We start from the raw sequence: 22,094 nt of genomic DNA, 5'->3' as shown, positions 1-22,094 counted from the left end.
TTTCCTCATCAGTCAGTTAGCCTACGCAGGCCCGGGTCATCGCCATCAGTTGGCGCACGTCGTCCGGTCGGGTGTTACCACTCACCTTATCAATAATCGAACTATAGATGTGAGGAATGATTTTGCTCACTCCGGCATCCAGGGCGATCTGCAAAATTTCAGTGAAATTATCCAGATCGATACCGCCAGTTGGCTCCAGCCAGAAGTCATGACGGGCGCAGGCCTGGGCGACTGCAACGTACTCCTCACGGCACTTCAGGCCGCCCATTGGGAAGTATTTAATCGAGCTCCCCCCCATGTCTTTGAGCAACGCAATCGCGGTTTCTACCGGCACAATGCCGTCCGGCGTCTGGCTGCTCAGCGGACCGGTGGAGATTTTCACCCTGCCCGGAGTGCCGGTTGGCGAGACCAGACCGTTGACCACCGTCTCCTGCTGACCCAGCAGCGCGCGACTGGTCGCCACGCCGGTAAAGACCTGATTAACATGCTGTGGCTGCACCTGACGGGAGATTTCACTGACCATCGCCGACTGGTTTGGATCGCCCGCCCCTAGCCCCACGGAGAGGGCATTGTCGATAAGCGCTGCGTATTCACGCATATCCGCAACCGCACTTGCGACATCCGGGTAATTTTTTGACAACACACCGACCAGCACGTGTCCTTCCGCCGCCGCGTAAATATCCCGGGCATTTTCTTTGGAGCCCGCCAGCACGTTCAGGCAGACGCGGTCGCGATAAAAGTTAGGGGTCAGTTTCATGCTTTTTTCTCCTGCGAAATCACTTCACCAATTCGACGGGCCACAATCTCCAGTTGCGCGCGATCCACGCTGCGCACATCGGCTTCGATAATGCCTTCGTTAGCTTTGTAACCACGGAAGTAAATCGCGTACTCTCCCTGCTTGAGCGCGTCGACCAGTTCACCTGTGGCGATGCCGGTTGCCGCTTCGTCAAACTTAATTTCCGTGCGCGCGATGTCGCGCCCTGCGCTGTCCCACACCACGCGGGCGCTTACGCCGTGAAGCTGGTTTAACGCATTAATGAACGGCGTCATTTTCTCGACCATCTCCGCGCCGCTCTCTTTCTGCGCGTTCAGATACAGTTCGATGGCGCAGGTCAGGCCAAGAATCCCCTCTTTACCCACCTTCATCGCCCGGCCAATCCCCGCGGTCTGGCGCTTCACCCACTCAACGTATTGGGTTTTGCCAATCACCAGGCCGCTGGTTGGCCCTTCAATCGCTTTCGCACCGCTATAAATCACCAGATCCGCACCAACCCGGTAGTAGCACTGCAAATCCTCTTCCGCTGCCGCATCCACGATTAGCGGCAGATTATGCGTACGCGCCACCACCGCAGCCTGTTCCACGCTGAGCATACTTTTCTGGACGCAGTGGTGAGATTTGATATACAGAATGGCCGCCGTGCGTGGCGTAATGGCCGCCGCCAGCTGAGTGGCGGAACATTCGTTGGCATAACCCGCTTCCACGAGCTTGCCGCCGCCGAGCGCCACCATGGTGCCAACCGGAGCGCCAAAGTTGACGTTGTGGCCTCTGGGCAGCACGATTTCGTTGTTCTCGATCGGCGCGACGTGCAGGTTCTCCAGCAGCCAGTCGCTGTCCTTAACCAGCACTCCAGCCACTGACAGGGCGATTCCGGCCGAAGCGCAGGAGACGACGGTTGCCCCTTCCACCTCCAGCAATTTCGCGATGTAGTCACCGGTTTTATTGACCAGGTCTTTCATCTCAAAATATTGATTCATCCCCGCCATTGCGGCCTGAACCACTTCTGGTCGTGGCGTAGAAACGCCGAGCGCCGTCATGCGGCCTGAGGTGTTAATCACCTGTTTTAAATTGTATTTCTCAAAAATCGAAGGCATGTTCCGCGCTCCCTTGTTCGGTCATATAGCCCTTGCCCGCACGTATTGCGGCAAGCGGCACCAGCAGTTGTTCAGCCTGCAGGCTGTCGTTTTCTGCATCTACCAGCACGGTTGGCTGGCGCTTAAGCGTAAAGAGGGTTAAATCGGCATCCAGACCAACCTGCAGTCGCCCTTTCTGTTTCAGGCGCAGACCATCGGCGGCATTGGCAGTAACGCACTCAATGACCTGCGGTAGCGACATCCCAATGGCGAGAAATTTCGACATCACATTCGCCAGGGAATACACCGGGCCGCTGATACGGTTGCGACAATAAATATCGGAGCTGATGGTGTGCGGCAAAATGCCCAGACCGATAGCGCGTTTTGCCACCGCAAAGCTCAGGCTGGCGGTGCCATGCCCAACGTCCAGACGCACACCGCGTGAAATCGCCCGCGTCACTGACGCCCGCAGCTCGCCTTGCGGCGTCAGAATGCGATTCGGCTTACCGTTGTAGCAGTGGGTAATGATGTCGCCCGCGGTCAGGCGTTCGGCGATCTCATCCAGATCTGGCGGATTGTTGCCGATGTGCACCATCAGCGGCAGGTCACCGTTCTGCGCTTGCATCGTTTTGGCGCGCTCCAGCGGCGTAATGCCGTTTTCACCGACCACGCTGCTGCTCATGCGCGCCTTCAGGCCGACGATAAAATCAGGATGGCGCTTCACCGCCTGTCGCACCGCATCGGCGTCAATGTTGACCATATTAGCCAGCTCGTTCTGGGCGATAAGCCCAACGCGGGAGATATTCAGCAGCGCATACACTTCGGTGGTCGCTTCCCGGGTCAGGGTATAAAAATCATCGATATCATCCGCCCCGGTACTGCCCGCATCCACCACCGTGGTAACGCCGGTAGCTATACCGACGCTGTCCGGTTGGTCGTGATAAATCGGGGATTTCGGATAGCAGTGAACGTGGGAATCAATCCAACCTGCGCTGACGTAGTACTCGCCGCCCAGTTCGATGGTTTTCAGCGCCGGGCCAGCAACGTCGCCCAACGCCGCAATTTTGCCGTCTTTGAGCGCAATATCGCTCACCGTATCGTCAACGAGGCGCGCACGGTGCAGGAGTAAATCAAACATCGCTCTCTCCTTTGCCGGATGGCGGCGCAACCGCCTCATCCGGCCTACAAATCAACAGTTAGCTAATGGCAATCGGGAAGATGGACCCGAGGATCATCGCCCCAAGGATCGCCCCGCCGGTGATCGGTTTCTGCCACAGGTAAAACAGCAGCGCGCCCGCCAGTGAACCGATGCCGATAGGGATAGAAGCCGTCATCGCGCTGAGGATAATCAATGGTCCGAGGAAGCGGCCGGAGGCGTTACCGGCCCCCATCATGACATCCGCACCGTAGGTCGAGTCGCTCTGATTGATGGTGAACTTACGCGCCAGAATAATGATGTAGCCAATCGCCAGACCAATCACCAGACCGGTGACCAGCGACGCTGCGAAGTTGGCAACCGGGAAGATAATACCTGCGCCCAACAGCAGCGCCGGAACACCTAACCCGACCCCGGTCTGAATCGCCCCGCCAATATCCAGAATCCCCACCAGCGAACCTTCAATGATGCGGGCAAACAGGAAGCTTGCACCAAATGCCGCCACCGCCCCGTAGGAGCCGGTGTCCATTCCCGCCTTCAGCATCGCCACAAAAGCGACTTCGTTAAATGCGCCAATACCGTACAGGTAGTACATGTGCGTTCCGGCAAATACGCCAGAGGAGAGCAGGCCAACGAAGATCGGGAACGACCAGTCAGCGAACCAAAAACCTTTATTCTGTTCCATGATGGCCTCCGTTATTTGCCGCTGAGCGAGTTGTGGATCAGTTCGAGCCAGTTAGGCACGGTCAGATGGAAGGATTCGATCATCTTCATGTCGAAGCCGCGGAAGAAGCCGCTCAGGACAAACAGCGCGACGATAGCCACCATCATCACTTTAGTGACGTGGTTCCAGCCGCTCTCTTCCACGCCTTTACCGATCAGAATGCCAAGGACCAGACCCGGGACGGCGTTGCCCATAATCAGCTGCGCCGCGCCGCCAAAGACGGTGGCCCAGAAGCCTGATTTTTTACCGGCATCGATCGCCGCCAGCCAGAAGATCACCGGCATCACGGTGTTAACCAGCAGGTTAGCCGCAGGCACCAGCACCTTGACGGCAGTCACCTGCAACGCTTCCGGTACGGATGACGCCGTGAGGTTCAGGAAGGTCACGACGATCATCCCGATAACGCCGCAGGCAATCGCCATGCGCTTGGGATCGTGCAGCGTTTCACCGACGTTGCGGTTTTTAACCATCAGCGCAGCAGCGCCCCAGTTGGGGATGATGCGATGGTCGACGTCCTGAGTGAACGCCCCCGCCGCAACGGAGGAAGCCCAGGCGTTAAAGAAGAAGCCCAGGCCGAACGAGAAGTGAGAAGCCGGATCCCCTTCGCAGGAATTCAGTTCTCCCAGAGTACGAAACGCGCCCATCCCTTGAGTGGTAGGCGCATGAAACATGCGTGCAGCCCCAGCGCCGACACCGACGCCAACCAGGCCGCCGATGATGAGCGATTTTATTAATATTATCAGGAACATAATTATGCCTTTTAATAAAGAATCAGCGTTGCGTAACGAAATCCACCTTGTCGAGATTGATGGCAGTCACGTTGACGGTCACGTCCAGCTCCACGCTGAAGGTGCGTCTTTCCCGGCGCAAAAAGAGGAATAAAAATGCCTCTTTGCGCACCGATTCACGCGCTTGAACAACCTGCACATCCTGTGGCTCAATACGCAGTAAGATATGCGGCGACGCTTTCATCACCGCAGCCTGAACGTGGTTCAGGGCATCGGCAAAGGCGCGCGCTTTGGCCTCGCCCTTGCCAGTGACTCTCACCGTGGTGGTGAATTGTTCTTTCATGCTTAAGCGCCGTGTTTCTTTTGCCACGCCTGTACCAGGCGCTCACCGAGTTCTTCTTTGTCCATAAAACCGAACCCCAGCACGTTGCAACCTTCGTTGATGGCAGTGACCCCTTCATCAACCGAGCGCATGCCGTATTTCGCCTTGTAGCCGTATTTGGTCTGCGCGGTAATCGCACCCGCGCCGCCACTGCCGCAAAACGAGATACCAAAGGTGGCGTTTTCCGCTTTCATCACGTCACCCAGCTTCATATCTGCCGCAACGCCCGGCACCACAACCGCACGGCCGCCCGCTTTCTCAACGCCTGCCGCCACTTTCTGGCCTTTACCCAGACGATCGCCAATCACTACGGTAATCTGTTCCATCTTTTGCTCCTTAAAGGTTGTCTTTCGCGACTTCGAAGTGCACCGACAGCAGCCAGGCCTCTTCCTCAGGAAGATTGCCAAACTCAGCGACCACGTCACGGGCAAGCGCCATTGATTCGGCAGAAATTTCATCAAACAAGCTGGCATCGACTTCTGGTAAGGGTTCACCCGTTACCGAGCGGTGCGCCATGGCGCGAACATGCGACGTCAGCATCTGTTCCTGTACAGCGTTGGGAATAATGTGGCGTTCACGCAGCAAGGCATACACCTGCGCCAGCATGCGGTCGGCCAGTTCCACCGATTCCCCCATGTCATTCATTACAGCTCCGTTATTCACTCGTCTTACCCCACTAGTGGCTCTGAGGTTAACTTAGCGGTGGGGGTTAAAAGTTTGTAGCGAGTTGTTTTCCACTTCGAAGTGGAAAGGGGCGCAGTGATAGTGATCTGTGCCGCAAAAAGGGCCGGGACCACGATTAATCACTGGAAGAATGTGATTGAGATCGCAAGAGTGAGCAGCAAAATGGAAGGAAATGCGAACAATGAATGGACGATAAAAATGAAAAAATGTGATGGGGATAGCGTTTACTTATGGGATGCAGGGGCGCAGCGTCTTATCCGGCCTACGGTTATGCAGGCCGGATAGAGTAGATTAGCGGAACTTCTTGTGGTTTTCGTTGCGCGTTTTTTTCAGGTCTTCCGCAACGGCTTTCGCCTCTTTGACTTTACCTTCGTTCGCCAGTTTAAGCGCGCCGTCAATCTGACCGATCAGCGTGTCAAAGCCGTGGCGGAAATCTTTCATCTCCGCACTGTCCGGGGATTTGCTCTCCAGCTTCGGCGGCGTTCCCTTTTGAGCATCCAGCGCGGCTGCACGCATTTTGGTCAACGCGTCTTTCAGTTCAGTCGCATTGTCCGTTTTTTCGACGATCTTCAGGTTGTCGTTGAGGATCCCCATGTCATCTTCGAGATCGGCTGCAAACGCAGAAGAACCAAGAACCAGCGTTGAAGCCGCGACGATCGCTAACAGGTGTTTACGCATTGCTCACTTCCTTTTTTATTATTAAAAAATTAACGCCTTAACGAGTATCATTGCCCGGCGATTTTCATCTCCGGTAACAATACCGAACCACACTGAATATTACTGCGCGTTTCAATATCGTTGCCTACGGTCACAATATTGCGCCACATCTCTTTTAAGTTCCCGGCGATGGTAATTTCACTCACCGGATACTGAATTTCGCCGTTTTCGACCCAAAAACCCGCCGCGCCGCGCGAGTAATCGCCGGTAATGCCGCTTACGCCCTGCCCCATCAGCTCGGTAACCACAAGACCTGTGCCCATCTCTTTGAGCAACTGCTCGAAGCTTAGACCCTGTCCTGGAATTCGCCAGTTGTGGATCCCGCCCGCATGACCGGTGCTCTTCAGTCCCAGCTTACGTGCGGAATAGTTGGTCAGCAGCCATTGGGTCAGCACACCGTCTTTAATAATGTCACGGCGTTCGGTCCGTACGCCTTCGCTGTCGAACGGCGACGACGCCAGCCCTTTCAGCAGGTGCGGATGTTCTTCAATAGTCAGCCATTCCGGCAGAATTTGTTTGCCCAGCGAGTCGAGCAGGAAGGTGGATTTACGGTACACCGAACCACCGGCAATCGCGCCGACCAGATGTCCGAACAGCCCAGTCGCCACTTCGTTGGCAAAAATCACCGGCGCTTTCATGGTGGAAAGTTTACGCGGAGAGAGGCGAGATAAGGTGCGGCGAGCACAGTCTGCCCCCACCCATTCCGGCGTTTGCAGATCGCCCATCGCCCGGCCAATGGTGTAGGCGTAATCACGCTCCATATCGCCATTTTCTTCCGCGATGACGCAGCTGGAAAGAGAGTGACGCGTAGAGCAGTAGCCCTGCAGCATCCCGTGACTGTTACCAAACACTTTGATGCCATAGTGGCTGTTAAAACTGCCACCCTCGGTATTGGTGATACGCTTATCGGCCTGTAGCGCCGCCTGTTCCGCGCGGGCTGCCAGTTCAATAGCTTCGTCAGGGGACACTTCCGCCGGGTGGAACAGATCCAAATCGGGCGCATCAAAGGCCAGCAGTTCTTTATCTGCCACGCCCGCGCACGGGTCCGGTGAGGTGTAACGTGCAATATCCAGCGCGGCCTGCACGGTACGTGCAATCGCCTGTGGGCTTAAATCAGTGGACGATGCGCTGCCCTTACGGTTTTGGTGATAAACCGTAATCCCCAGCGCGCCATCGCTATTGAATTCTACGTTCTCCACTTCACCATAACGGGTGCTGACGCTAATACCCGTGGTCTTGCTCACAGCGACTTCCGCGCCATCCGACTTACCTGACGCTAATTCCAGTGCCGTCGAGACCGCTTCTTCCAGAATCTTACGCTGCGCTTCAACTTGTGAGATTACTTTCATCGCAAATGCCATAATGTAGAGAGAGTTTCTCTGAAGTCTAACAGAGAACCGTTTTTCAGTGCGCATCTTAACTGGTAACATTAGCCTCTTTTTTTAAGGAGCCTGACATGACTAAGCAGCCCGAAGACTGGCTCGACGACGTTCCCGGTGATGACATCGAAGACGAAGACGATGAAATTATCTGGGTCAGTAAAAGTGAAATAAAACGTGACGCCGAGGAGTTAAAACACCTGGGTGTGGAACTGGTAAAACTGGGGAAAAACGCGCTGGATAAGATCCCGCTCGACGCGGATTTACGTGCCGCGATTGAGTTGGCCCAGCGTATTAAGATGGAAGGTCGCCGCCGCCAGCTGCAGCTGATTGGCAAAATGTTGCGCCAGCGCGATGTTGATCCTATCCGTCAGGCGCTGGACAAGCTGAAAAACCGTCACAACCAACAGGTTGTACTGTTTCACAAGCTTGAGCAACTGCGCGATCGCCTGATCGCCGAAGGTGATGATGCGGTAGCGGAAGTGCTGAACCTGTGGCCAAATGCCGATCGCCAGCAGCTTCGTTCTCTGGTTCGCAATGCGAAGAAAGAGCAAGAAGGCAACAAGCCGCCGAAATCAGCACGTCAGATTTTCCAGTATCTGCGTGAACTGGCGGAAAACGAAATCTAATCTCTTCGTCTGCAGAAAGTGCCGGATGATGTAAATACTTCATCCGGCCTGGATTCTGTGCTCTTACTGCTGGGGCTGCATTTCGCCCATAGCGTTCTCTGACTGACTCTCTTCATGCAGATACTGCTTATCTAAAATCTTCACGAACGGTGTATAAATCGCGGTGGCGATAACCAGATTCACGGCCTGTAAAACAATGCCTGAAATCCCGGTGGTGAGGAAACCAGAAATAAAGATCGGCGTTGTCCAGGGAATGGAGATACCAGAGGTGGGGGGAACCCAGCCGAATGCGATAACCACATAAGTAACCGTACACAGCACCATTGGGGTAATGATAAACGGGATAAGCATCAGCGGATTAAGCACGATTGGCAAACCAAAAATAACCGGCTCATTAATGTTAAAAATTGCCGCCGGTGCCGCCAGCCGTGAGAGCTGCTTTAATCGCGTACTTTTGGCAACCATAAAGATGCTAATCAACAGTGCCCCGGTAAAACCCGTACCGCCGGCAATCAAATAGACATCCCTGAACTGCTGAGTAATGATGTTGGTCGCTACCAGCCCGGCCTGAGTTTGCGCCAGGTTCTGCGCACTGAGCGTTTGCCAGATAGGCCCCATTACGGATGTCATGATAGAGTCGCCATGGATCCCAAAGAACCAGAAGAAACTGATCATCATCTCAGCAATCAGTTGCGATAAGAGGGAATTCCCCAGATACAGCAACGGCTGTTGCAGCATGACGCTGATAAATTTCCCCGGCGTACCAAAAGGCGTGTTCTCAAACAGCACCTTGACGATAATCCAGAACAGTAGCACTAAGAAGATAGGTACCAGCGATTTAAACGACCTGGCAATCTCTGGCGGGACACTCGCAGGCATCTTGATGGTAAAAGCCCTGTTTTCCAGAAACTGAACCACCTTGATGGTGACCACAGTGACGATAATCCCTAAGAACATCGATTCAGAGCTAAAGTCGAGCAACGCGTAAGCATCGGCGACGATTTCTCCCGATCCTGTCGTAATATGACCAGGCGACATTAAGAAGAAGATCGCCACCGGTAAAATAGCGGAACTTTGGCTGAGATTAAGCTTTTCAACTAACTCCTTTGAGAAGGTGATAATCACCAGCAGCGTCATTAATCCGTAGCTGGCGTTAATCCCGTAATTGAGCTTATCCAGCACGCCGTCCCCTAACAGCGAACTCATAAACTCGTGATAGCCGTTAACAGGAAAGTTGGTTAACAATACGAAAAATGAACCGACAATCAAAAAGGGAATCAGGGCAATAAACGCATTTTTTAGTGCGGTCAGGTAGATGTTTGACGAGATTTTCTCGGCCAGTGGCAACATCTTTTGTTCGAGTAGAGAGGTTATGCTCATGCCCGCTTACCCTATAAGGTTTTTTGTCACGTAATAATTAACCTGCGGGAACTGCTTGATATAGATGGCAGGAACCTGAGTGTGGTGCGCATCGCCGTTAACAATCTCCTGATAAATATCTTTTTTCGCATCGTGGTTGATGATAACAATCACCTTTCCAGCCTTGATGATTTTATTCAGCCCGACGGTAATACCCTCGGTGAGGGTGACATCTCCGGAGAAGTATTTATGGCTGGCGACGTTAATTGTTACGTCATCCAGTTGAGTTTGTAGATAATCCTCATCAAACGGCACGCCCGGCTCGTTTAAGCCGATATGCCCGTTCATTCCCACGCCCAGAATTACATAGTCAAACTCTTCACCGTTGAGCGCGGTTTGGTAATGGGCAATATTTTGTGCCGTAGAGGCAAACGGATTGAAATGGACTAACCGCACCGGATAGGCACATTTGTGCACAAAGTCCTGATTAATCATGTTCAGGCAGCTGCCATCTGATTCGCTGGGCACGTTGACCCACTCATCCAGCGCAAAGAAGGTAAGGCGTTCGGCAAACGGTGTCGCTGCCAGTGCTTCGTAAATCCAGTGAGGCGTGCTACCGGAGGGGATCAGCACGCGAGAATGTGGTTTGAGCGCGGATAGCTCACTAACGACCTGTTCAGCCAGCGCGGCATTGGTATCAAACGTTGTACATTTCATCCGTTTCTTCTCGCTATTAAAGTGATTCAATCTTTTTGGCGAATAAAGGAAGATACTTTTTATTGGCCAGCAGCATCTCTTTGACTAACGCCACACCCGAAGTGTCGCTTGAGCATAATGGGTTGAAAATAAAGCCAGAAATAAGCGCTTGATAATCGCCGGTGGCGGCGGCTTTGACGATCTGCGCTTCATAGTCTTTCATCATGGAAACAATCCCTTTCGCAGGAGATGGGATCTCACCAGTACAAATTGGAATCGGACCATTACGGGTAAGCACACAGTTCACTTCAACTACCGCCTCTTCCGGTAAATTAGTGATAGCACCGCCGTTACGAACGTTGACGGTTTGAATGCTCTTATCGTCGAGGTAAATAGCGCGAATAACGTTCAGCGCGGCGGTGGAATAAAGCGCACCGCCGCGGGCTTCCAGCTCTTTAGGCTTATCCTGAAGCGTAACGTCGCTGTATTTTTTAAACAGTTCGGCTTCGATATTTTTGACGATCTCACCCCGTGATTGCTCGGCTGCTTCCTGCTCGGCCAGCATTTCAGTCGTCTTGAGGTAGTATTTTAAATAGGAAGAGGGGATCAGATTGGTGGCGGCCAGCAGTTCTTTATTAAACTGCTCATTGCTGATGTTTTTAAAGCTCAGTGCATCGACGTCGGCGGCGTTGATTATCTCGATGGCTTCGCAGGTACGGTCGACGCCGTTATGCAGAATTTTGGTAATAAAGTTCATATGGTTGGAGCCTTTGAACTCGACGTATAAATCCTCTACGTTGGCATTCAGCAGCCCGGCCACCTGATGGGTCATATTGACAGGACCATTGCACAGGCCGATGACCCGATTGTTGTTGCTGTATTTGAGTACCGCTTCTGTCACCATGGAAGCTGGATTGGTAAAGTTAATCAGCCAGGCGTTTGGACAAATCGCCTTCATTTCATTCGCTATTTCAATGATGACCGGAATGGTGCGCAGAGCTTTGAACATCCCGCCCGCGCCATTGGTTTCCTGGCCAATAAAACCGTATGACTTCGGCAGTTTTTCATCAACGATTCGGGCATCGATACCACCGACGCGCAGTTGAGTCACCACGAAGTCGGCACCCAGTAGCGCTGTTTTGCGGTCAAAAGTTTGGATGACATCAATTGGTAAATTTGCTTTGGCAAGCATTCTTTTGGTGAGATCGAAAATGATGTTCATTTTCTCTTTACCCATTTCAACGTCGACAAAAGCGATGTGAGAGATGGGAAGCTGGTGGTAGTTTTTAATTACCCCTTCAATCAGTTCTGGCGTATAGCTGCTACCCGCGCCAATCACCACGAGTTTTAGTTTTTTCATTAGTCTTCTACTTTTGAATTAAATTTCAACGACACTTTTCTGACATTGGATAAATGGAAAAGCATAATATCTACGATGGCTATCTGTATCGGATAGCTTATATTTTCGAAAGCAGTATCTTTAATAATGGCGTTTTTGTAGATCAAGACTGCATCGGCCTTAAGCGCCAGCGTAGAGTTTTCCCGGCTGGTAATCGCGGCCACCTTGATGCCGTTTTTTCTGGCATTAAAAATTATCTCTTCCAGCATTTCTGACTCACCGCTGTTGGAAACAATCAGCATACAATCGTTAGCGGTCAGAAAGCGGCTGCGGACATTACAGTTGGTGTAGTCTGTTTCATTGAGGATATTAAAGCCCAGCACCATCAAATTATAGCTAACATAGTTCGCCACGCTATCTGATGTACCGTATCCCCAGGTGATAATCGTATTGCAGTCGGACAAAAAATCACAAAAGACTTTGACTTTATTCTCAGACACTCTGGTTAAAGCATCCTGCATTTCTTGTATATATTCGCTAACAAACGCGTTATGGTGCTGCGAGTTTTGCGATCTGGAGAATACGTCCCGAATGTTGACCTTAAACTCCTGGAAATTATTAAAGCCTAATTTCTTTACCAACTTAGAAATAGATGGCGCGGTAGTATAAACGCAATCTGCCAGTTCATGAATTTTCATTTTATAAACATCAGCAGGATTCTCCTGACAGAATTTATAAACTCGCAGTTCATTATTGGTTAAATTTTTTCGCATGGAGCGCACCTTTTATTATGTGGCACTTACGCCACATTGGCTCTCGAGGGGATATTAGCAAGGGAAAAGCGGAAATAGATTTTATGATTTAGAAATTAATTTCTGCGATCTGAGTTATAAATTTCCATATGGAGGCTTCCCATTCCGTTGAGAAGTATGACGTAACCAGAAAGCCGGATGGCAACGGAGATCGTGCTCCTGAGAAAGTGCCGGATAACGGTGTAAACACCTTATCCGGCCCACAACGGATCGTAAGCCCGGTAAGCGTAGCGCCACCGGGCATTTTTTTACTCTTCTTCTGCCTGGGCTTTCTTCGCCAGGCCATCCAGCAGTTTTTGATGGATGCCACCAAACCCGCCGTTACTCATCACCAGGATGTGATCGCCAGGCTGTGCAGTTTTCACCACCATATCTGCCAGCGCATCCACATCGCCGCTCCAGTGCGCAGGCTGAACGCAGGCTTCAGCGACTTCTGCTACCTGCCACGGAATATGCGGGGGTTGCAGCAGGAACACTTCGTCCGCACGCCCTAACGACGGCGCCAGGTCATCTTTGCACAGGCCCATTTTCATGGTGTTCGAGCGTGGTTCCAGCACCGCGATGATGCGCGCCGTGCCACCTACTTTACCGCGCAGCGCCGCAAGCGTTGCCAGAATGGCCGTTGGGTGATGGGCGAAATCGTCATACACCGTCACGCCATTGGCTTCGCCGCGCAGCTCAAGACGACGACGGGCGTTGATAAACGAGCCCAGCGCATTGGCTGCATCCGCAGGCACGACGCCAACATGGCGCGCGGCAGCAATCGCCATCAGACCGTTGTGCATGTTGTGTTCGCCTACCAGGCCCCACTTCACCACGCCAACATTTTCACCGTCCAGCCACACTTCCCATTCGGATGCATCAGTGGTCAGCTTTTTCGCCTGCCAGTGACCTTGTTCACCAACCAGCTCTTGTTCGCTCCAGCAGCCCATCGCCATCGTCTGTTTCAGATTGATGTCGTTTTCCGGGTAGATAATGCGTCCCTGGCCCGGCACGATACGCACCAGGTGGTGGAACTGTTTCTGGATCGCTTTCAGATCGTCAAAGATATCCGCGTGATCGAACTCAAGGTTGTTGAGGATCAGCGTACGCGGGCAGTAATGTACGAATTTAGAACGCTTATCGAAGAAGGCGCAATCGTACTCATCCGCTTCAATCACGAAGAAGTCGCTCTCACCCAGGCGCGCGGAAACCTCAAAGTTACCCGGTACGCCGCCGATAACAAAGCCAGGCTTATAGCCGCAGGCTTCGAGGATCCAGGTCGCCATTCCGGCGGTGGTGGTTTTGCCGTGCGTCCCCGCAACCGCCAGTACCCAACGATCGCGCAGCACAAAGTCATGCAGCCACTGCGGGCCGGACATGTACGGAATGTTCTTTTCCAGCACCGCTTCCACACATGGATTACCCCTGGTCATGGCATTGCCAATGATCACCAGGTCCGGCTGCGGATCGAGCTGGCTGGCATCGTAACCCTGAATCAGATCAATGCCTTGCTTCTCAAGTAAGGTACTCATCGGCGGATACACATTGGCGTCCGAACCGGTTACTTCATGACCGAGTGAGCGCGCCAGCATCGCCAGACCGCCCATGAAAGTGCCACAAATTCCCAAAATATGAATGCGCATACGTCACTATCCTTTTTTAATCTGGGGGCCATTTTACGCACATGTCCGGCAAGTGAGAAACGCATTTCAGGATATTCCGTAGTTTGCTGGCGCGATTCACCTAAGCGCGGCAATGGAAATATTTGTTAATATTGTTGCGGTCGCTTTACTCCACATAAATTGCAGGGAAAGTGTTATGAAAACGTTAGGTGAATTTATTGTCGAAAAGCAGCACGAGTTTTCTCATGCTACCGGTGAACTCACTGCTTTGTTGTCGGCAATAAAGCTGGGCGCCAAGATCATCCACCGCGATATCAACAAGGCCGGTCTGGTCGATATCCTGGGTGCCAGCGGTGCTGAGAACGTGCAGGGAGAGGTTCAGCAAAAACTCGATCTGTTCGCGAACGAAAAACTGAAAGCTGCACTGAAGGCGCGCGACATTGTGGCGGGCATTGCCTCGGAAGAAGAAGATGAAATCGTCGTCTTTGAAGGCTGTGAACACGCAAAATATGTTGTGCTGATGGATCCTCTGGATGGCTCATCCAACATCGATGTTAACGTCTCTGTCGGTACGATTTTCTCTATTTATCGCCGCGTAACCCCAGTCGGCACGCCGGTCACGGAAGAGGATTTCCTGCAACCAGGCAACAAGCAGGTTGCTGCGGGCTACGTTGTTTATGGTTCTTCCACCATGCTGGTGTATACCACCGGCTGTGGCGTACACGCCTTCACCTACGATCCTTCTCTGGGCGTATTCTGCCTCAGCCAGGAACGTATGCGCTTCCCGGCGAAAGGCAGCACGTACTCCATTAACGAAGGCAACTACATTAAATTCCCGAACGGCGTGAAGAAGTACATTAAATTCTGCCAGGAAGAAGATAAGTCAACTCAGCGCCCGTACACCTCGCGCTACATTGGCTCTCTGGTTGCGGATTTCCATCGTAATCTGCTCAAAGGCGGGATCTACCTGTACCCAAGCACCGCCAGCCACCCGCAAGGGAAGCTGCGTCTGCTGTACGAATGCAATCCGATGGCCTTCCTGGCCGAGCAGGCGGGCGGCAAAGCGAGCGATGGTAAGGATCGCATTCTGGATATCACCCCGGAAAGCCTGCACCAGCGTCGCTCCTTCTTCGTAGGTAACGACCATATGGTTGAAGATGTAGAACGCTTTATCCGCGAATTCCCGGACGCGTAATACGCTTTGCCGGATGAGACGTGTTAACGCCATCATCCGGCAAATTTATCCCCTACGCCGTTTGTACTTTAAACGCCGCCATTGCTTCGAGCAGCGCATGTGACTGCTCTTCCAGCGAGCGGGTAGCCGCTGAAGACTGCTGTACCAGCGCCGCATTTTGCTGCGCCGTTTCATCCATCTGAATCACCGCGATATTCACCTGCTCAATGCCGCGACTCTGTTCCTGCGACGCGCTGGCAATTTCACGCATCAGTTTGGTCATGCGCATCACTTCATTGGCAATCTCATCCATGGTTTCGCCCGCCTGCTGCGCCAGCTCGCTGCCTTCTCCCACATGGGTGTGTGAATCGCTGATTAACGTGCGGATCTCTTTTGCCGCCTCGGCGCTGCGGCTGGCCAGATTACGCACTTCACCCGCAACGACCGCAAAGCCCCGCCCTTGCTCACCGGCACGTGCCGCTTCAACAGAAGCATTGAGCGCAAGGATATTGGTCTGGAAAGCAATACCGTCGATTACGCTGAGGATGTCGGCGATTCGGCTGGAACTGCCGGAAATATCGCGCATTTTCTCAATCACATAGCACACCATCTCACTGCCGCGATCGGCGGTATCCGACACCGATTTTGCCAACTGGTGTGCCTGTTCCGCGTTCTGCGCATTCTGTTTCACGGTTGCCGTGAGTTCTTCCATACTGGCGGCGGTCTGCTCCAGCGAAGTGGCTGTCGATTCAGTACGTTGCGCCAGATGCTGGTTCCCGGCCGTCAGCTCACGGCTACCAATATCAATTTGTAAACTGGCATCACGGACACGCTGTACCGAGTCGCCCAGCGCATGGCGCATTTCATCCATTGCCGCGTTCAGACGGTTGAATTCGGCGCTGGCCGACAGCGCGGTAACCGGCGACAAATCCCCCGTCGCCAGGCGTTCCAGTTGCTCAACCATATTATCCAGCGGCTTGAGAAACTTATTTCGCAGCATGAACCAAATCACCGCCAGCAATGCGAGGGCAGCCAACATCGAGGCACTCATAATACCGTGGTAAATCAACGAAGTAATGATACGGGTAGAGGCATACAGCCCCATACCGCCGGTCAGCAACAGAAGGAACGTCAGCAGAGACAATAACACCAACAAACTTGATCGAATTGAAAGGGATTTTGGCATCGTTATATTTCCGGTTGTAGGGTTAAAACAGACCTGTACAGAACCTATCGACTACAACCGGAAAAAGTTTAGGTATTTAAATGTTTAGTGAAAAATCAGGATGTTACTTTGGTGTTGCCGCCGTCCCCACTCTGATTACTGGCGAGCTTTGACGATTTTCCCAAAGTACCGTCAGACCGCGCTGTAAGGCAATAAAAATAAACAATAAAATGCCAATCGCGATCTTCGTCCACCAGGAACTTAATGTGCCATCAAAATTAATGTAGGTCTGGATCAACCCCTGAATGGCGACACCAAACAACGTTCCTAACACCGTACCGACCCCACCGCTCAACAGGGTTCCGCCAATCACGACTGAGGCAATCGCATCCAGCTCAACGCCGACGCCCGCCAGCGCATAACCCGCCTGGGTGTAAATTGAAAAGACAATGCCGGCAAGCGTCGCAAGCCCGGTCGACAGCATATAGATACGGATGGTCGTGCTGCGGGTTGAGATCCCCATCAGGTTGGCAGAGGTGGCGTTGCCGCCAATCGCGTAAACCTGATTACCAAAGCGCGTACGGTGCGCCAGGAATATGCCAATGACGACTACCGCCAGCATCAGCAATCCCATTGCACTCAGGCGACCGCCGCCGGGAATTTTCCATGCCAGGCTTGAGAGCATGTCATAAACCGGATGGTTAATTGGGATCGACTCTTCAGACACCAGATAGCTGACGCCGCGCAGGAAGAACATTCCCGCCAGGGTAATAATGAATGCCGGGATCTTCAGTGCATCAATCAGTAACCCCATAAACGCGCCAAACGCGCAGCCCATCAGCAGAATCAGGGGAAACGCCAACAGCGGAGATATACCCCAGTAGCCAATGGCCTTCGCCAGAAATACGCCGGTAAACGCAATCACCGAGCCAACGGACAGGTCGATCCCGCCAGAGAGAATCACGAAGGTCATGCCCACGGCGATGATGCCCAGAAAAGCGTTATCGGTCAGGATATTGCAGATAACTCTGGTTGAAGCAAAAGCCGGAAACTGTGTCAGGCAGTAGAGGTAACCCAGTACAAATACGCCGAGGGTGATCATCAGCGGTAAATTACGTTTTATCATGACCACGCACTCCTTTTATCAGGCTGATAAAGCGTTGTGATTGCACGACCAGCACACACAACACCACCACGGCTTTGACCACTTGATTTAGTTCTGGCGGGAAGCCCGACAGTAAAATCCCGGTGTTCATGCCCTGAATAATCAATGCCCCGACCACCGACAGCAGCAGATTAAAGCGCCCGCCCATCAGCGAGCCGCCGCCGATAACTACCGCCAGGATGGCATCCAGTTCCAGCCACAATCCGGCGTTATTGGCATCTGCCCCGCGGATATCCGCCGTGACGATAATGCCGGCGATAGCCGCACACAGACCGCTCAGCACATAGGTGAGCATCACGATAATGCGCGTGTTCACCCCGGCGTTTTTTGCCGCACGAATGTTGATGCCTACCGCTTCAATAAACATCCCCAGCGCCGTTTTACGCGTCAGTAGCCAGAACACCACCAGCGTTAACAGGGCAATGATCACTGGCGTGGGGAACAGTAAGAGCGAGCCGCTGCCAAACCACGACAGTTCGGGCGAATTGAAGGTGACGATCTGCCCGGAGGTGATAAGTTGCGCCACTCCGCGTCCGGCCACCATCAGGATTAGCGTGGCAACGAACGGTTGGATCTTGAGGATTGCCACCAGAATCCCGTTCCATAACCCTGCCAGAATGCCGGAGCCTAAGGCGGCAAGCAGCACCACCGGCAAACTGTGCCCGGCCACCGTCATCGCCGCGGTGGTGGCACCGGCAATGGCCATGACGGCGCCTACGGAAAGGTCGATGCCGCCGGTGGCAATCACCAGCGTCATGCCAATCGCTAACAGCGCCACGGGGGCGGCACGGTTGAGAATATCAATCGGGCTACCGAACAGCCGACCATCTTGCAAAATCACCTGATAAAAGTGCGGCGCGACCAGGCTATCCACCAGCAGCACCAGCAGTAGCGCCACCAGTTGTGGCATGCCCTTTGGCCAGCGGAATCGCCGTTGCGGCGGAGTGGATTGAGGGAGAGATTGAGGCATCACCATAGTCTCCTTAGGCCGCAATGGCGTTCATGATCGCCGGCACGGACAGTTCAGCCAGCGGGATCTCGGCCACCTGTTTGCGATCGCGCATAATAATGACCCGATCGGCATAGCCCACTAACTCTTCCAGTTCGGATGAAATCACCAGCAGCGCCAGACCATCCGCGCACAGCGTTTCGATCAGGCGGATGATCTCGGCATGCGCGCCGACGTCGATCCCACGCGTGGGCTCATCGAGGATCAGGAACTGCGGTTTGGTCAGTAACCAGCGCGAGAGCAATACTTTTTGCTGATTGCCGCCGGAGAGGAATTCGATCGGCTGTTCAGCGTTGGGGGTGCGAATTCCGAGCTGGCGGATAAAACGCTCGGCAATCTCATTTTGTTCTTTCCGCGGAATAGGCCGCAGCCAGCCACGCTGCGCCTGTAATGCCAGAATGATGTTTTCCCGCACCGAGGCGGCGGCGATAATACCATCCGTTTTGCGATCCTCTGGACAGAAGCCGATCCCCAGACACGAAGCCTGATGCGGCGATCGCAAGGTCTGCGCTTTGCCTTTGATCAGCGCACTGCCGCTGTCGGCGGGTTTAATACCGAAGATCACCTCCGCCGTTTCCGTTCGCCCGGATCCCAGCAGTCCAGCGAGACCGACGATCTCACCAGGACGCACCTGTAGATCAAACGGCGCGATGGTGCCTTTCTTGCCAAAGTCGCTAAAGGCCGCCACTGGTTTATCACTCAGCAGCGTACGGCCCGCACGCTGTAGCGCATGGGTATCCAGTTCGCGACCCAGCATCATTTTGACCAGTTCGATCTGTGGCAGTTCGCGGGTTTCACGGCAGCCAACGAAGCCGCCGTTACGCAGGACGGTGATGCGATCGCTGACCTGATAGACCTGATCGAGGAAGTGGGTAACGAAGATCAGACTGACGCCCCGATCGCGCAGATGCCGCATCAGGCCGAACAGCATTTCTACCTCCTGGGTATCAAGACTGGCGGTGGGCTCATCGAGGATCAGCACTTTCGCGGAGAGATCGATCGCCCGACAGATGGCGACGATCTGCTGCATCGCCACGGAAAAGCGGTTCAGTGGCTCGCGCACGTCGAGGGAAAAACCGTATGACGCCATCAACTCCGTCGCGCGTTTTTCCATCTGCTTGCGCAGCAGCAGGCCAAAACGCCGCGGTTCACGGCCAATAAACAAGTTATCCGCTACCGACATATTGGGCAGCAGGTTCACTTCCTGATACACGGTACCGATCCCCAACTGCTGGGCATGGGCAGTATTTTTGGGGGAGATAGGCTGGCCTTCGAGCCAGATCGTGCCGCGATCGGCATGGTAAACGCCGGTCAGCGCTTTGATGAGCGTCGATTTACCGGCTCCGTTTTCTCCCAGCAGCGCCATAATCTCACCGCGACGCAAGCTGAAATCCACGTTATCCAGCGCTTTGACGCCGGGAAAGAATTTGCTTAATCCTTCGGTGCGGAGGATTTCCTGATGGGGGTCGGTGGTCATGGCATTCCTCCGGTACGAAATCACGGCCTTTTCGTAGGCCTGATAAGCGCAATGCCATCAGGCCTACGGAAGACCGGCAGCAAAACTAGTAGCCCATGTTTTTCTTCTTCTCTAACTCTTCTTTCGCCGTATCCGGCAGATAGAGGATCGACTTGGTAATGGTCAGCTTCTCAGGCATCGTGCCGTCTTTTTTGAATTTCTCCAGCGCGTCGAATGCCGGGCCTGCCATATTCGGCGTCAGCTCGACGCTGGCGTTGGCTTCACCGTCAATCATTGCTTTGTAGATATCCGGTACACCGTCGATGGAACCGGTCAGAATATCTTTGCCGGGTTTCAGGCCTGCTTCTTTAATCGCCTGGATTGCCCCGATCACCATGTCATCGTTGTGGGCGTAAACCATGCAGATGTTCTTGCCATTGTTTTCCGCTTTGATAAAGCTCTCCATCACTTCTTTCCCTTTACTGCGGGTGAAGTCGCCGGACTGTGAGCGGATAATCTTAATGTTTGGCGCGTTGGCAATGGCTTCAGCAAACCCTTTTTTACGATCGATGGCCACGCTGGCCCCGACGGTCCCTTGCAGCTCAACGACGTTACACGGCTTGCCGTTCACTTGTTTAATCAACCAGTCGCCGATCAATTTACCTTCCAGCACGTTGTCGGCGGTGACCGTGGTCATATAGAGAGATTTGTCTTTTACATCGATGGAACGATCGAGCAAAAAGACCGGAATGTCGGCATCTTTAGCCTCTTTTAAAACCGGTTCCCAACCCGTTGCCACGACCGGCGCAATAAAGATGGCGTCAACGCCCTGCGCAACAAATGAGCGAACAGCTTTAATCTGGTTTTCCTGCTTTTGCTGGCCGTCAGCGATTTTCAGCGTAATACCACGCTTTTCAGCCTCGCTTTTCGCAACGTTGGTTTCTGCGGCGCGCCAGCCGGATTCAGAGCCAACTTGCGAAAATCCTACGGTTAAAGGGGCTGCCATTGCCATAGACGACATGGCTGCCGAAACTGCTGTGACTAAAAGTAAGCGCTTCCACATAAGTGCGTCCTCGTAGGGTGATTATTGTTGGTTAATAAACCGTCGCGAAAAAACTATAGACAATTGAGCATGTAACGAATTGCGTTACATCACACTTCAAAAAAGTAAATAAAACGTTAATCACAACTTTGTAATCGCTTTCATCTCGCTATGAAAAATGCGGCTGAAGATATGGATTTTTCTGTCACGAGAGAGGGGTAAAAAGAAGAAAATGAGCGCAGAGAAAGCGAAAACAAGCGGAGACATTCAGCGCGAGTTGGCTATAATACCCGCCACTTGTTTGCCATAGCTTATTTAAAGGAAACAGACATGAGCTTACTCAACGTCCCTGCCGGTAAAGACCTGCCGGAAGATATCTACGTTGTTATCGAGATCCCTGCCAACGCAGATCCGATCAAATACGAAGTTGACAAAGAGAGCGGCGCCCTGTTCGTTGACCGCTTCATGTCCACCGCGATGTTCTATCCGTGCAACTACGGTTACATCAACCACACCCTGTCTCTGGACGGTGACCCGGTAGACGTTCTTGTCCCGACTCCGTACCCGCTGGAGCCAGGTTCAGTGATCCGCTGCCGTCCGGTTGGCGTGCTGAAAATGACTGACGAATCCGGTGAAGATGCGAAACTGGTTGCGGTTCCGCACACTAAGCTGAGCAAAGAATACGATCACATCAAAGATGTGACCGACCTGCCGGAACTGCTGAAAGCACAGATCACCCACTTCTTCGAACACTACAAAGATCTCGAAGCGGGCAAATGGGTGAAAGTTGACGGTTGGGACAACGCTGAAGCCGCTAAAGCTGAAATCGTTGCTTCTTTCGAGCGCGCGAAGAAGTAAGTTCGCGTTAGCTTAAAACCCTGAACGCCAGTCTCTGGTTAGTAAGGGTTTTTAAATTTCTACGTTCTACCACCTCTCCCCTTCGCTGTTTTCTTTTTGACCTACCAGAATGGGTAGTCACATTTCATTTATCTTAATTGCGAATGATATTAGATCTCATTATCA

General features: G+C 53.0%; 23 protein-coding genes. 3 read left to right on the top strand and 20 right to left on the bottom strand.

The features are described 5' to 3' along the window. Positions 1-16: 16 nt before the first annotated feature. The 10 genes from dagF to pmbA all read right to left on the bottom strand — a co-directional run bounded on the left by dagF (position 17) and on the right by pmbA (position 7,603). Entirely contained in the window at positions 17-757 is a 741-nt protein-coding gene (gene dagF, locus ABIE10_RS13555; RefSeq protein WP_049283022.1) for a 2-dehydro-3-deoxy-phosphogluconate aldolase, read from the bottom strand. Continuing rightward, on the bottom strand, positions 754-1,872 hold the full coding sequence (locus ABIE10_RS13550) for a DgaE family pyridoxal phosphate-dependent ammonia lyase (protein ID WP_141875832.1): 1,119 nt from the start codon (positions 1,870-1,872) through the stop codon (positions 754-756). Before ABIE10_RS13550 ends, dagF begins: the two co-directional genes overlap by 4 nt. After that, positions 1,856-2,989, bottom strand: coding sequence for an amidohydrolase/deacetylase family metallohydrolase (locus tag ABIE10_RS13545; RefSeq protein WP_429156029.1), 1,134 nt, complete (start codon positions 2,987-2,989; stop codon positions 1,856-1,858). The genes ABIE10_RS13550 and ABIE10_RS13545 overlap by 17 nt, the downstream gene beginning before the upstream one ends. Before the next feature lie 58 nt (positions 2,990-3,047). Beyond that, entirely contained in the window at positions 3,048-3,692 is a 645-nt protein-coding gene (locus ABIE10_RS13540) for a DUF4310 family protein (RefSeq protein ID WP_003830379.1), read from the bottom strand. 11 nt (positions 3,693-3,703) lie between these two features. Continuing rightward, on the bottom strand, positions 3,704-4,480 hold the full coding sequence (locus tag ABIE10_RS13535; protein WP_005134210.1) for a DUF4311 domain-containing protein: 777 nt from the start codon (positions 4,478-4,480) through the stop codon (positions 3,704-3,706). 22 nt (positions 4,481-4,502) lie between these two features. Next, on the bottom strand, positions 4,503-4,802 hold the full coding sequence (locus tag ABIE10_RS13530) for a DUF4312 family protein (RefSeq protein WP_016151468.1): 300 nt from the start codon (positions 4,800-4,802) through the stop codon (positions 4,503-4,505). 2 nt (positions 4,803-4,804) lie between these two features. Beyond that, positions 4,805-5,167, bottom strand: coding sequence for an SFCGS family glycine-rich protein (locus ABIE10_RS13525; protein WP_003830384.1), 363 nt, complete (start codon positions 5,165-5,167; stop codon positions 4,805-4,807). Positions 5,168-5,177: 10 nt separating this feature from the next. Continuing rightward, positions 5,178-5,486, bottom strand: coding sequence for a PRD domain-containing protein (locus tag ABIE10_RS13520; protein ID WP_016151467.1), 309 nt, complete (start codon positions 5,484-5,486; stop codon positions 5,178-5,180). 330 nt (positions 5,487-5,816) lie between these two features. Next, a complete protein-coding gene (cybC, locus tag ABIE10_RS13515; RefSeq protein ID WP_016155540.1) occupies positions 5,817-6,203 on the bottom strand; it encodes a cytochrome b562 in 387 nt (128 codons plus the stop codon). 47 nt (positions 6,204-6,250) lie between these two features. Further along, positions 6,251-7,603, bottom strand: a complete 1,353-nt coding sequence (pmbA, locus tag ABIE10_RS13510; RefSeq protein WP_003830385.1) for a metalloprotease PmbA — start codon at positions 7,601-7,603, stop codon at positions 6,251-6,253. A gap of 95 nt (positions 7,604-7,698) precedes the next feature. Between pmbA and yjgA the strand changes: the two genes are divergently transcribed. Next, a complete protein-coding gene (gene yjgA, locus ABIE10_RS13505; RefSeq protein ID WP_016151465.1) occupies positions 7,699-8,250 on the top strand; it encodes a ribosome biogenesis factor YjgA in 552 nt (183 codons plus the stop codon). Between the two features lie 63 nt (positions 8,251-8,313). Here yjgA and ABIE10_RS13500 read toward each other — a convergent pair whose 3' ends face one another. From ABIE10_RS13500 to mpl, 5 genes are all read right to left on the bottom strand, one after another. Then, positions 8,314-9,630 (bottom strand): PTS sugar transporter subunit IIC, encoded by a 1,317-nt coding sequence (locus ABIE10_RS13500; protein WP_049283028.1) that lies wholly within the window; start codon positions 9,628-9,630, stop codon positions 8,314-8,316. A 6-nt stretch (positions 9,631-9,636) separates the two neighbouring features. Further along, positions 9,637-10,326 (bottom strand): 6-phosphogluconolactonase, encoded by a 690-nt coding sequence (locus ABIE10_RS13495; RefSeq protein WP_019078227.1) that lies wholly within the window; start codon positions 10,324-10,326, stop codon positions 9,637-9,639. Between the two features lie 16 nt (positions 10,327-10,342). Beyond that, positions 10,343-11,665: a 6-phospho-beta-glucosidase gene (locus ABIE10_RS13490; protein WP_429156025.1), complete on the bottom strand. Its 1,323-nt coding sequence runs from the start codon at positions 11,663-11,665 to the stop codon at positions 10,343-10,345. Next, entirely contained in the window at positions 11,665-12,417 is a 753-nt protein-coding gene (locus tag ABIE10_RS13485) for a MurR/RpiR family transcriptional regulator (protein ID WP_429156023.1), read from the bottom strand. Before ABIE10_RS13485 ends, ABIE10_RS13490 begins: the two co-directional genes overlap by 1 nt. A gap of 287 nt (positions 12,418-12,704) precedes the next feature. Next, positions 12,705-14,081: a UDP-N-acetylmuramate:L-alanyl-gamma-D-glutamyl-meso-diaminopimelate ligase gene (gene mpl, locus ABIE10_RS13480; RefSeq protein WP_016151460.1), complete on the bottom strand. Its 1,377-nt coding sequence runs from the start codon at positions 14,079-14,081 to the stop codon at positions 12,705-12,707. 175 nt (positions 14,082-14,256) lie between these two features. Here mpl and fbp point away from each other — a divergent pair, with 175 nt between their 5' ends. Further along, positions 14,257-15,255, top strand: a complete 999-nt coding sequence (gene fbp, locus ABIE10_RS13475) for a class 1 fructose-bisphosphatase (RefSeq protein ID WP_016151459.1) — start codon at positions 14,257-14,259, stop codon at positions 15,253-15,255. A 52-nt stretch (positions 15,256-15,307) separates the two neighbouring features. On the opposite strand, the gene ABIE10_RS13470 is transcribed toward fbp, so the two are convergent. The 5 genes from ABIE10_RS13470 to ytfQ form a co-directional block, all read right to left on the bottom strand. Beyond that, on the bottom strand, positions 15,308-16,420 hold the full coding sequence (locus tag ABIE10_RS13470) for a methyl-accepting chemotaxis protein (RefSeq protein ID WP_016155535.1): 1,113 nt from the start codon (positions 16,418-16,420) through the stop codon (positions 15,308-15,310). 103 nt (positions 16,421-16,523) lie between these two features. After that, positions 16,524-17,525: a galactofuranose ABC transporter, permease protein YjfF gene (yjfF, locus tag ABIE10_RS13465; RefSeq protein WP_075849009.1), complete on the bottom strand. Its 1,002-nt coding sequence runs from the start codon at positions 17,523-17,525 to the stop codon at positions 16,524-16,526. Beyond that, positions 17,512-18,534 (bottom strand): galactofuranose ABC transporter, ATP-binding protein YtfT, encoded by a 1,023-nt coding sequence (ytfT, locus tag ABIE10_RS13460; RefSeq protein WP_016155534.1) that lies wholly within the window; start codon positions 18,532-18,534, stop codon positions 17,512-17,514. The genes yjfF and ytfT overlap by 14 nt, the downstream gene beginning before the upstream one ends. A 13-nt stretch (positions 18,535-18,547) precedes the next feature. Then, positions 18,548-20,050 (bottom strand): galactofuranose ABC transporter, ATP-binding protein YtfR, encoded by a 1,503-nt coding sequence (ytfR, locus tag ABIE10_RS13455; RefSeq protein WP_046275826.1) that lies wholly within the window; start codon positions 20,048-20,050, stop codon positions 18,548-18,550. Positions 20,051-20,135: 85 nt separating this feature from the next. Then, positions 20,136-21,092 carry a galactofuranose ABC transporter substrate-binding protein YtfQ gene (ytfQ, locus tag ABIE10_RS13450; protein ID WP_016151454.1) on the bottom strand — a complete coding sequence of 319 codons (957 nt, stop codon included), beginning with the start codon at positions 21,090-21,092 and terminating at the stop codon, positions 20,136-20,138. A gap of 309 nt (positions 21,093-21,401) precedes the next feature. Between ytfQ and ppa the strand changes: the two genes are divergently transcribed. After that, positions 21,402-21,929, top strand: a complete 528-nt coding sequence (gene ppa / locus ABIE10_RS13445; protein WP_003025726.1) for an inorganic diphosphatase — start codon at positions 21,402-21,404, stop codon at positions 21,927-21,929. Positions 21,930-22,094: the final 165 nt, after the last annotated feature.

The sequence above is a fragment of the Citrobacter sp. 506 genome (assembly GCF_050434985.1).
Lineage (GTDB): Bacteria > Pseudomonadota > Gammaproteobacteria > Enterobacterales > Enterobacteriaceae > Citrobacter > Citrobacter braakii.
This window is presented reverse-complemented; position numbering and strand designations above follow the sequence as displayed.

What these genes read in the sequence shown, in the direction of transcription:
- dagF (WP_049283022.1), bottom strand. Translation starts at nt 757, where the DNA reads ATGAAACTGACCCCTAACTTTTATCGCGACCGCGTCTGCCTGAACGTG.
- ABIE10_RS13550 (WP_141875832.1), bottom strand. Translation starts at nt 1,872, where the DNA reads ATGCCTTCGATTTTTGAGAAATACAATTTAAAACAGGTGATTAACACC.
- ABIE10_RS13545 (WP_429156029.1), bottom strand. Translation starts at nt 2,989, where the DNA reads ATGTTTGATTTACTCCTGCACCGTGCGCGCCTCGTTGACGATACGGTG.
- ABIE10_RS13540 (WP_003830379.1), bottom strand. Translation starts at nt 3,692, where the DNA reads ATGGAACAGAATAAAGGTTTTTGGTTCGCTGACTGGTCGTTCCCGATC.
- ABIE10_RS13535 (WP_005134210.1), bottom strand. Translation starts at nt 4,480, where the DNA reads ATGTTCCTGATAATATTAATAAAATCGCTCATCATCGGCGGCCTGGTT.
- ABIE10_RS13530 (WP_016151468.1), bottom strand. Translation starts at nt 4,802, where the DNA reads ATGAAAGAACAATTCACCACCACGGTGAGAGTCACTGGCAAGGGCGAG.
- ABIE10_RS13525 (WP_003830384.1), bottom strand. Translation starts at nt 5,167, where the DNA reads ATGGAACAGATTACCGTAGTGATTGGCGATCGTCTGGGTAAAGGCCAG.
- ABIE10_RS13520 (WP_016151467.1), bottom strand. Translation starts at nt 5,486, where the DNA reads ATGAATGACATGGGGGAATCGGTGGAACTGGCCGACCGCATGCTGGCG.
- cybC (WP_016155540.1), bottom strand. Translation starts at nt 6,203, where the DNA reads ATGCGTAAACACCTGTTAGCGATCGTCGCGGCTTCAACGCTGGTTCTT.
- pmbA (WP_003830385.1), bottom strand. Translation starts at nt 7,603, where the DNA reads ATGGCATTTGCGATGAAAGTAATCTCACAAGTTGAAGCGCAGCGTAAG.
- yjgA (WP_016151465.1), top strand. Translation starts at nt 7,699, where the DNA reads ATGACTAAGCAGCCCGAAGACTGGCTCGACGACGTTCCCGGTGATGAC.
- ABIE10_RS13500 (WP_049283028.1), bottom strand. Translation starts at nt 9,630, where the DNA reads ATGAGCATAACCTCTCTACTCGAACAAAAGATGTTGCCACTGGCCGAG.
- ABIE10_RS13495 (WP_019078227.1), bottom strand. Translation starts at nt 10,326, where the DNA reads ATGAAATGTACAACGTTTGATACCAATGCCGCGCTGGCTGAACAGGTC.
- ABIE10_RS13490 (WP_429156025.1), bottom strand. Translation starts at nt 11,665, where the DNA reads ATGAAAAAACTAAAACTCGTGGTGATTGGCGCGGGTAGCAGCTATACG.
- ABIE10_RS13485 (WP_429156023.1), bottom strand. Translation starts at nt 12,417, where the DNA reads ATGCGAAAAAATTTAACCAATAATGAACTGCGAGTTTATAAATTCTGT.
- mpl (WP_016151460.1), bottom strand. Translation starts at nt 14,081, where the DNA reads ATGCGCATTCATATTTTGGGAATTTGTGGCACTTTCATGGGCGGTCTG.
- fbp (WP_016151459.1), top strand. Translation starts at nt 14,257, where the DNA reads ATGAAAACGTTAGGTGAATTTATTGTCGAAAAGCAGCACGAGTTTTCT.
- ABIE10_RS13470 (WP_016155535.1), bottom strand. Translation starts at nt 16,420, where the DNA reads ATGCCAAAATCCCTTTCAATTCGATCAAGTTTGTTGGTGTTATTGTCT.
- yjfF (WP_075849009.1), bottom strand. Translation starts at nt 17,525, where the DNA reads ATGATAAAACGTAATTTACCGCTGATGATCACCCTCGGCGTATTTGTA.
- ytfT (WP_016155534.1), bottom strand. Translation starts at nt 18,534, where the DNA reads ATGCCTCAATCTCTCCCTCAATCCACTCCGCCGCAACGGCGATTCCGC.
- ytfR (WP_046275826.1), bottom strand. Translation starts at nt 20,050, where the DNA reads ATGACCACCGACCCCCATCAGGAAATCCTCCGCACCGAAGGATTAAGC.
- ytfQ (WP_016151454.1), bottom strand. Translation starts at nt 21,092, where the DNA reads ATGTGGAAGCGCTTACTTTTAGTCACAGCAGTTTCGGCAGCCATGTCG.
- ppa (WP_003025726.1), top strand. Translation starts at nt 21,402, where the DNA reads ATGAGCTTACTCAACGTCCCTGCCGGTAAAGACCTGCCGGAAGATATC.